Source organism: Streptomyces sp. NPDC055078 (genome assembly GCF_053607985.1).
This window is the reverse complement of sequence record NZ_JBSGUP010000342.1, coordinates 1-8,712: the sequence shown is the minus strand read 5'-3', so window position 1 is coordinate 8,712 and position 8,712 is coordinate 1. Positions and strand designations below refer to the sequence as shown.

Sequence of the window (8,712 nt, the reverse complement as noted above, 5' to 3'; positions counted from 1 at the left end):
GGGGGCGCGGCCCCCCCCCCCCCCCGGGCGGGGGCGCCCCGCCCCGCCCCCCCCGCGGGGCCCCGGCCCGCCCCCCCGCCCGCCCCCGCCCGGCCCCCGCGCCCGCCGTCGGGACGAAGCCCCGGCCCGGGTCCCCCCGGTCCTCGGCCCTGGTCACCCCGGGGCACCCCCGGTCATCAGCTCGCGGCCTCGACCGACAGCCCGTGCCGGAAGACCCCGCGCGGGTCCCAGCGCGCCTTCGCCGCGCGCAGCCGGGGGAGGTTGTCCTGGTGGTACAGCGACTGCCAGGGCGTCGTGGAGGTGTTCCAGGCGGGGTCCGCGAGATCGGTGTCCGGGTAGTTGATGAAGGTGCCGTCGTTGATGTCCCCCGGCACCGGGACGCCACCGGTGGTCGCGTACACGTCCCGGTAGAACTCCCGTATCCAGCCGAGATGGGCGCTGTCCCCCGACGCGCTCTGCCAGGCGGTCAGATACGACAGCTTGAGGACCGAGTCGCGCTGGGCGGTGGCGGTCGCCGCCGGGGCGAGGGTGTTGACCTGGCCTCCGTAGGTGTTGAGGGAGACCGACCCGCTGATGACATCGGAGTCCGTACGGGTGAGATGGCGGTGGAACGCGGCGACCTGCCGGTCGGTCGGACGGCGGCGCAGATAGCCGGACTTGATCTTCAGCCGGTAGCCGCCCACCTCGTCGCCCGTCCCCCGCAGCGCAGCGGTCAGCCAGGGCAGCGGGGTGGTTGTCACGGTCCTCGGCCGGGCGGTGCCCTCGGCGACCGCGTCGATGTGCTCGCGCAGCAGCCGTTCGTCCGCGCCGGTGCCGGAGGCGACCTGTCCGACCATCATCAGGAACCCGGACGCCCGGCGCATCAGCAGGAACTCGTTGTAGAGCGCGGCGGTTTCGGAGCCGGGGGCGCTGTTGCGCTCGGCCCATCGGCCGTAGTTGTCCACGAGCCGGGTGAAGGCCGCCCGGTCCAGACCCTGCCAGTCCCACTCCACCCGGAAGGCCAGCGCCGTCGCCGGGGGCGCGGGCAGCAGTCTCTCCGGCGGGGTGGCGGCGGTGGTACCCGGCGAGCGGAACCAGTAGCGGGTGACCACCCCGAAGCTGCCGCCGCCGCCCCCGGTGTGGGCCCACCACAGCTCCCGGTTCGGATCGGAGCGCTCCCGCGTCGCGATCACCCGCCGGGCCCGGCCCGTGCGGTCCACCACGACCGTCTCGACCGCGTACAGATGGTCGCTGATCAGGCCGAACCGGCGGCACAGCGGCCCGTATCCGCCGCCGGCCACATGGCCTCCGGCGCCGACGTCGGGACAGTAGCCGCCCGGCACGGTCACGCCCCAGCCCAGATACAGCCGCCGGTACACCTCGCCGAGGGTGGCCCCCGCCTCCACCGCGAACGCGTGCCGGTCCTGGTCGTAGTACACGTCCCGCATCGCGGACATGTCGATGACCGTCCGTATCTCCGGGTGGTCGACGAAGTCCTCGAAACAGTGCCCGCCGCTGCGTACGGCCAGCCGCCGGCCCCGCCGTACGGCGTCCCGCACCACCCGGACGACCTGCGCGGCCGAACCCACCAGGAACACCTCGTCCGGGGTGCCCCGGAAGCGGTTGGCCCCCCGGGAGACCAGATGGCCGTACCGGGGGTCCCCGCGCGGCACCCGGATCGCCTCCCGTGGCCGCCCGGCCGGGGCGGCGGCGGCCTGCCCCGCCGTCAGCGCGGCCGTCGCGCCCGTCAGCGCGGCGGCACCCAGGACGTATCGTCGGCTCTGTTCGCTCATACCCGTCTCCCTGCCTTCTCCCCAGCCGTTTCCCTGTGGGTCGCTGACTGGAGACGGTAGGAAGCAGGGGGCGGGGTCCGGAATGGCCCCAAGCCCCCTGTGGGTGGTGGTGCGGGCACCACCCCCCGGGTCAGACGAGGTTCTTCTCCAGAGCGGTCAGATAGTTCTGGATGAAGTGGTCCCGCAGACCGTCGGCGGCCGGGGCGAACGCGTCCGCCGTCAGCCCCCTGCCCCGGTCGGCCAGCGCCTCAAGCAGCGGCATCGAGTTACGGATCCGGCCCGCGGAGTCGATGTAGCGCAGGCTCTCGACATGGGTGTACGCGGGCTCGGGCGGCAGATGCGGCACGATGTCGTTGTTGTTGACGAAGCGGTACAGCCGGTCCCTGAAGTCCTTGTTGCAGGCGGCGGCGAGAATCCGGTCGCAGGTACGCGGCTGCCCGAAGGTGTAGACCCCGTCCGCCCGCAGCCCCGGCTCCTCCATGCACATCCGGCAGCCCGCGAGCATCGCCAGCGCCCCGCCGAGGCTGTGCCCGGTGAACCACACGGTCTGACCGTTGTCCCACAGCTCGTCCAGCGCGTCCCGGACCGAGGGGAGGACGGAGTCCAGCGCCTCGCCGAAGCCGTAGTGGACGTACCCCGTCCGCGCGGGTCCCGGCCACGGCGGAGTGGTCGCGTCCGAGAGCCAGTCCCGGATCTGCGCCGGCTCCGTGCCCCGGAACGCGGTGACGATCATCCGGTCGCTCGCGATCGTGTACGCCTGGGTGTCCGCCAGCGGGAACGGCGGCTCGAACCGGGTGTGATGGTGCCGCACCCGGTCGAACCCCCACTGTTCCGCCCGCCGTTCGATGGTGGGCTCGTCCTGATAGGCCAGCCCCGCCGCCTGGGCCATCCAGTAGGCGTGGGGGAGGCTGTAGCCGGTGGCGCGATGGTCGAGCGCGGGGGGTGTGGCGGACACGGGCGGGCCCCTTCACAGTGGTCGTGTTCACGGTGGTCGTGTTCACCGTGGTGGTGTTCACGGTGGTCGTGTTCACCGTGGTCCTGTTGCTTGGTCCGTCCTGTCGTATCGAGCGGTGGCGTGGTACGGGCGGTTGCCCCGCCCCGGCGTCACCCGGAAGGTGACCGATCCGGTGCGTGCGGCGGCGCGGGTGTTGACGGGACTGGTGTCCGGGGCCGCCCGCCGCCCCGGCTGTCCGTCCCGGGTGGTTGGCGGATGACTTCCGGTCGGTTTCCGGCAGAGGCGATCAAAGGCTCCCGGGTTGGCCGGAACAGACCCATCATGGGAACGGCACCGAACGGCGCGGCAGCGGGCGTCGAGGAGAGTCAAGGGGGAGGGGCCATGGGCGGGAGCGATATCGCCGCGTTGCGTCCGAGGGCCGAACGGGCCGTGGCCGAAGCCCTGTCGTACGTCATCGCGGGCGGGCCCGGCGGCCCGGCGGCGGACGCGGCGGCCCCGGCGCCCGGACCGCCTGCCGGTGGACCGCCTGCCGGTGGACCGCCCGTTGGCGGGGCGCCCGATGGCGAGGTCGACCTCGCGCTCGTGGCGCGGCTGGTGGGCGAACTGGAGGAGCTGGAAGGCGAACTCGCCCTCCTCCCGCCGGATGTGCTGCCGGACGACGATCCGCTCCTCGGGACCGTACGGGCCAGGCTCGGCGGTCTGTACGCCACCCGCTACCGGCACGACCCCGCCGACGGGGACCGCGCCCGGGGCCTGGAGCTGCTGCGCGCGGCCCGCGCCACCGGGCGACTCGGGCCCCCCGACGTACGGGCCTGTACCGTCCATCTGATCATCCTGCTGCTGCCGCGCCCCGCGATGGCGGGCTGGCCGGGCACCCTGCCCGGTCTCAAGGAGGCCCACGACCTCGGCCGGCGCATCTCGATCGGGGACGAGGAGACCGTCGCCGATCTGACCGAACTGCGGGAACTGGTGGCCGGGGTGGCCGGGGAACTGCCCGAGGAGACCGCCGGGCCGCTGGCGCGGTTCGTCGGGCTGCTCGACGGGCTGCCCGAGGTCCTGCGCACGGGGGACACCCAGCGCCTCGTCGAACTGGTCGACGGGACGATCGAGCACCAGACGGGCCCCGCGGCCGACCATCTGCGCGCGCTGAGCGCCATGGCCGCCGAGTTCGCGGGGTACGCCGGGTTCGAGGACGGCGGGAACGACGAGGTGGCGCGGTCGATCACCGGGCCTGGGGCGGGCGGCTCCGGTGCGGGCGGCCTGGGCGGTTTGGGCGGCCTGGACGGTCTGGACGGCCTGGACGGTCTGAATGACGAAGACATGGCGCACTTCCAGCAGTTCGCCCTCATGCTGGAGGTCGCCGCCCCCGGCTCCATCCGCCCCGACGAACTGGGCCCGCTGATCGACGGACTGCGCGCGGGAGCCACCGGTGACGACGGGCAGTCCACCCTGCTGACCGCCCTCGGCCGGATGGCCCAGGGGCTGCGCACCGGAGACGCCGACGGGTTCGCCGAGGCGGCGCAGCTGCTCAGCGGCACGATGGCGGGGATCACCGAGGGTACGCCGGGTACGGATGGTCCGGATGGTCCGGATGGTCCGGATGGTCCGGACGGTCTGGATGGCGCGGACAGCCCGGACGGTACTGGCCGTGCAGACGGCAACGGCGGTACGGATGGGGCGGACCGGCCCGACCCCGGGCGGCTGAGCTGGATGGCCGACGTCGTCACCCCCGGCCTGCTGACCGCCGCCACGATGACGGGCGGCAACCTCAGCGACCGCGACCGAGCCCGCAGCCTGCTCGACTCGCTCTTCGGACCCGACTCCGGGGTGTTCGACTCGGCATACGCCACCGGGCCCGGCTCCGAGGGCCTCCGCGTCTGCAACCAGTGTCTGTACATCGATCTGCGGATGAGCGATGCGTTCGAGGCGCGCGACACCGCACAGCTGGAGATTCTGCTGGACGAACTGCTCGACCTCCAGGAGGAGATCGACGACAACAACGACTTCTTCTTCCTCGTCCTGTTGCAGCTCGGCGCCGCGCATCTGCGGCTGGCCACGCTGGAGGGCGGGCCCACCGCCCTGCGTACCGCCATCGGCTACTTCGAGGAATCCCTCGCGCATCCGCGCGTGCCGCCCTTCGCCCGGCCCATGCTCCAGGCCGTCTGGGCGCCCGCCCTGGCCCTGACGTCACTGATCGAGCCCGATCCGGTCCGTATCTCCGAGGCCGTCGCCCATGCCCGCGCGACCCTGGGCGGCACCGCGGCCAATGTCGACCAGCATGTACGCACCAGGCTGGCGCTGTCGTACGCGCTGATGACCGTCCACGGGTCGACCGGCGACCGGGGGGCGCTGGACGAGGCGATCGGCGAACTGGAGAGCGCGCGGGCGGAACTCACCCCGCGCAACAGCCCCGACACCGCGCAGCGCGTGCAGTGGGCACTCGCCGAGGCGTACCGGGCGCGGGGGGACCGGGGGCGCGGCGACCCGGCCGCCGCTTTCGGTGCGGCGCAGGTGTCGCTGCGGATCCTCGCCGAGGACGTCCTGCTCCAACTCGGCGCGGAACACGGCCTTGAGGTGGCCAGGGCGGGCGCCACCCGGGGCCTGCTCGCCGCCCACTGGGCCGCCGCCGACGGGCGGATCGACAAGGCCGTCGAGTCCCTGGAGACCGGACGCGCCCTGGTGCTGCGGGCGGCGGCGGCATCGGCGGGGGTGCCCGAACAGCTCTCCGCCCTCGGGGAACCGGACCTGGCCGCGCAGTGGGGCAGCGCCCTCAGGGAGCGGCCGGGCGGCCCCGCGCCATCGCCGGGTGGCCCCGCGCCATCGCCGGGTGGTGCGCTGTCGTCGGGCGCCGGGCAGTCGCCGGGCGGCGCGCTGTCGTCGGGCGCCGGGCTGTCAACGAGCGGTGCGCTGTCGTCCGGCGCCGCGCCGTCGCCGGGTGGCGGCGCCCCTGAGGGTGCGCTGGACGCGGACGCACGGGCCCTCACTGTCGGCTCGGCCGACTTCGCCATCCCCAGCACCCTGCGCCGCCGCGCTCTGGACACCCTGCGGCGGGACGGCGGTCCGGAGTCGCTGAGCGGGCTCCTCGGGGGGCCCGGCGTCCCGGAGCTGCGCGACGGGGTGCGCGCCGCCGGGGCCGACGCCCTGGTCTATCTGGTGCCGGGGCAGGGTACGGCGGACGGTCTCGCCGTGCTGATTCCCCCCGCTGGCGCACCGGTTTCGCTGCCGCTGCCCGGGCTCTCCCCGCTCGGCCGCGCACCCCTGGACCGCTATCTCGACGCGGGTGCCCGGCGCTCCGCCGTACGCGACGCCGACCCCGCCGCCAGGGACGAGGCCCACCGGCACTGGGAGGCCGCCCTTGAGGACCTCGCGGCCTGGGCGGGCCCGGCGGTACTCGCCCCCGTACTGAACACGATCGGAAGCCTGGCCGCGCGTCGCGGGAGCGCCTGGCACGAGGGTGCCGGGCACGGGAACGTCCCGCGCGGGAGCGCCGGGAACGGGAGCGCCGGGCACGAGGGTGCCGCGCACGGGAACGCCGCGCACCGGAGCACCGCCCCGGAACCGGAAGCCGTTACGGCCGGTGGCGCGCGCCGGCCGGTGCGGATCGTGCTCGTGCCGTGCGGGAGTCTCGGTGCCGTGCCCTGGCACGCCGCCCGGCTCCCGACCCCCTCGACCGGCTTCTCGCCCCCGTACACCTATGCCTGCGAGACGGCCGTCGTCTCGTACGCGGCCTCCGGCGGCGAGTTCCTGCGGGCGGCCCGGCGCGGCCGGATGCCGGTGGGCGAGCGGGTGGTGCTGGTGGCCGACCCCACGGGGGATCTGGACTACGCGGAGGACGAGGTGACGCTGCTGCGCGGCGCCTACTACCCCGGCGCCACGCTGTACGGCTGGCACGAGGACGCGCCCGAAGGAGCCACCGGCACCCCCGGCCAGGTACTCGCCCATCTCCCCGGCAGCCGCCCGGCCGAGGTCGCTTCGCTGCTGCACCTCGTCGTGCACGGGCTCGCCGGACTGCGCCCCACCGACTCCGTGCTCTTCCTCGCGGCGCCCGGCGACCGGCCGGACCTCGGGCGGCTGAGTGTCACCCGGGTCCTCGGCGTACCCGCCGGGCAGCAGTCCGCGACCGGGCCGCTGATCGTGCTCAGCGCCTGTGAGACGGACCTCAGCAGCCGCGACCACGACGAGGCGCTGACTCCGACGACGGCCCTCGTGGCCCGTGGCGGCACCGATGTGGTCGGCTCGCGCTGGGAGGTCCGGGACAGCGAGTCCGCCGCGCTGATGGTCGTCTTCCACCACCATCTGACGGTGGAGGGGCTGGCTCCGCCGGACGCGCTGCGGGCGGCCCAGCTGTGGATGCTCGACCCCGGCCGCCGCCCCGTGCCCGGACTGCGCGGCCGGCTGCTGGCCAGGACCGAGGCCGATGTGCACGGACCGGCCCGGATCTCCTCCTGGGCGGGCTTCATCCACCAGGGCAACCCCGCACCCCGTACCCCCGAGGAGAGTGGTGAACCGATGTGATCGACAGAGTACTGATGGAACTGATGATGCGCTCGGTGCGGGAGATCCACGCGTCCCTCACCACCGGGCAGTTCGCACGCTTCCGGGACGCCGTACGGGCGCTCCGGGCGGCCGAGGGGGACTCCCGGGCGATACGGGACGGCGTACGGGAGATCCGCCGCCGACTGGAGCCGCTGCCCAAGGGCAGTGAACTGAGCCTGAGCCTCCACCAGTTCCGCTCCACCACCTCCCCCGAGCTGCTCGACGCCGAGCGGCTCGGCGAGCTGATCCGGCTGCTGGACTCCGTCGAGTGGCCGACCCTCGACCCCGGGAGCACCGCCATCGACCAGGCCGTACGGCAGCGGCTCCTCGCGGCCCCCGCGCGCGGCGCGGACCGGCTCACCGGGGACGCCGCCCGCGACCCGGCCGAAGCGGGCCTCATCCGGCTGACCGACCCCGAACACGGCGACCGTTACCCGGACTTCCAGTTCGACCCCGGCACCGGGGAGCCGTATCCCGTCGTCCAGCGGATCAACAGAATGCTGAAGTCCGACCAGGACCCCTGGGGGGTGGCCGACTGGTGGCTCAGCCCCGATGTCTGGCTGCGGGAGGCACCCGCGACCGCGATCGGCCGGGTGGCCGACGGGCTGCTGATCGAGGCCGCCCAGGCACTGACGGGGGAGGGATCGTGGTAGGCCAGGCCCCGCCGGACGCGCGGATGAGCCCGCGGCTGACCGTGCTGCGGGCGGGGGCGGAGCTGTGGCGCTGCCATCCGACCGTCTATCCGGCCACCGAGTTCAACCCGGTGGCCGCGCACTCCCACTTCGGCGGCAGCCGCTTCGACAGCACCGCCGACGACCCGTACCCCTTTCTGTACGCGGCCCCGTACCCGGCCACCACTCTCGCCGAGACCCTGGTGCGCTCCATGGAGTTCACCGGACCGGCGGGCGAGCGCCGGGTGCCCTGGGAACTGGCGGCTCCCCGCTCGCTGTCCAAGGTCGAGGTGACGGAGGAACTGCTGCTCGTACGGCTCCTCACCGGGGAGGATCTGGCCGGGGTGTTCCAGACGTCCTGGCTCGTGGAGGCCGATGAGCCGCAGTACGCCCAGACCCGGTACTGGGCACGGGAGATCCGGCGGCAGACCCCCCGGGCGCAGGGGTTCGTCTGGCAGTCGCGACGCAACAGACCCGAGAACTCCCTGGTGCTGTTCGGCGACCGCTGCGGGCCCGAGCCGCTGAAGGCCGTCGCGGGGCAGACGTACAACCTGGGGACCTTCGAGGGCGCGATCGAGGCCAACCGCTGGCTCAAGCCGCTGCGCGCGGTGATCGTGCCGCCCGCGAGCCGGCCGTGAGGCAACTCGCCTTCAGGGTCAGCCCTGAAGAACCTGCCCTTAGGGACCGGACCTGAAGAACCGGCCCTGAGCGAGGGCCGCACCGAACGCGGGCCCGGCCAAGGGGGAGGCCGGGCCCGTACGGGGGCGCGGCGGGCCCG

General features: G+C 74.2%; 5 protein-coding genes. 3 read left to right on the top strand and 2 right to left on the bottom strand.

Translation table 11 applies throughout. The features are described 5' to 3' along the window. Positions 1 to 176 precede the first annotated feature (176 nt). Positions 177 to 1,772 (bottom strand): FAD-binding oxidoreductase, encoded by a 1,596-nt coding sequence (locus tag ACWF94_RS25250; RefSeq protein ID WP_453492732.1) that lies wholly within the window; start codon positions 1,770 to 1,772, stop codon positions 177 to 179. Positions 1,773 to 1,902: 130 nt separating this feature from the next. Then, complete coding sequence (locus ACWF94_RS25245; protein WP_453492735.1) at positions 1,903 to 2,661, bottom strand: lipase family protein; 759 nt, start codon at positions 2,659 to 2,661, stop codon at positions 1,903 to 1,905. 387 nt (positions 2,662 to 3,048) lie between these two features. On the opposite strand from ACWF94_RS25245, the gene ACWF94_RS25240 reads away from it, so the two are divergent. From ACWF94_RS25240 to ACWF94_RS25230, 3 genes are read left to right on the top strand one after another with little or no spacing between them, the layout of a single operon-like run. Then, complete coding sequence (locus ACWF94_RS25240; RefSeq protein ID WP_453492729.1) at positions 3,049 to 7,242, top strand: CHAT domain-containing protein; 4,194 nt, start codon at positions 3,049 to 3,051, stop codon at positions 7,240 to 7,242. Beyond that, entirely contained in the window at positions 7,239 to 7,916 is a 678-nt protein-coding gene (locus tag ACWF94_RS25235; protein WP_453492726.1) for a hypothetical protein, read from the top strand. Before ACWF94_RS25240 ends, ACWF94_RS25235 begins: the two co-directional genes overlap by 4 nt. Continuing rightward, the gene (locus ACWF94_RS25230; RefSeq protein ID WP_453492723.1) at positions 7,910 to 8,572 is read left to right on the top strand and encodes an RES family NAD+ phosphorylase; all 663 of its coding nucleotides are present in this window, start codon (positions 7,910 to 7,912) and stop codon (positions 8,570 to 8,572) included. The genes ACWF94_RS25235 and ACWF94_RS25230 overlap by 7 nt, the downstream gene beginning before the upstream one ends. Positions 8,573 to 8,712 lie beyond the last annotated feature (140 nt).